The organism is Paenibacillus sp. 2TAB19, assembly GCF_052115185.1.
Lineage (GTDB): Bacteria > Bacillota > Bacilli > Paenibacillales > Paenibacillaceae > Pristimantibacillus.
Genome location: NZ_JBFRGE010000210.1, coordinates 1 through 832, shown reverse-complemented (window position 1 = coordinate 832; position 832 = coordinate 1). Strand labels below are relative to the sequence as shown.

General features: G+C 49.2%; 1 pseudogene. It reads left to right on the top strand.

From position 1 onward, the window contains the following. Positions 1-717 (top strand): annotated as a pseudogene (locus AB4Z33_RS31035) (carbohydrate ABC transporter permease); the annotation flags it as partial. Positions 718-832 lie beyond the last annotated feature (115 nt).

Sequence of the window (832 nt, the reverse complement as noted above, 5' to 3'; positions counted from 1 at the left end):
GGAACGCTATATCCGTTTTACTATATTTTGTTGATTACCTTTAATGCCGGAACCGACACCGCGGCCGGCGGCATGTATTTGTGGCCTAGGCAATTCACATTTGGAAACTATCTCTATTTTCTCGAGGATCCGAAGTGGATCAGCGCCTTCGGCATTTCACTGCTAAGGACCATCGTGGGCACCGTTCTAGGCGTCTTGTTTACCGGGCTTGTCGCATATGGCCTTGCGAAGCGGGATCTTATCTTCCGTAAGAGCTACTTTACGATTGTCGTAGTAGCGATGAATTTCTCTGGCGGTATTATCGCTTTCTACATCGTGCTGAAGAGCCTTGGGCTCATTAATACATTCGGCGTTTATGTTATCCCAGGCATGCTCAATTTGTTTTTCTTATTAATCGCGATCTCTTTCTTTACTGACATTCCCGAGGAGCTGGGGGAGTCGGCAAGAATCGACGGGGCCTCAGAGGTACGGATTTTTGCCAAGATCATTCTTCCGGTCTCGATGCCGCTGCTTGCTACGATGAGTTTGTTCATCGGCTCCGGTCAATGGAATGCATGGCTGGATTCGGCTTACTTCGTACAGGACGAAGGTCTTCGTACGCTGACCTACCGGATGATGCAGGTTATTAACCAATCCATGGTCCCATCGGGAGATGCGCAAGCGGCAGCGATGTCGCGTTCCAGCGTCACGCCTTTCTCGGTCCAAGCGACAGCAATGGGATCAAACTTGTTGTTTGCTCGTCCCTTTACAATTCCCTCTTCAACTGCCACAATTACGAATGGCTTAGCCCATGCCTGTATTTTGTCTGAATCGGCAAAAGTAAGTGTTCCAG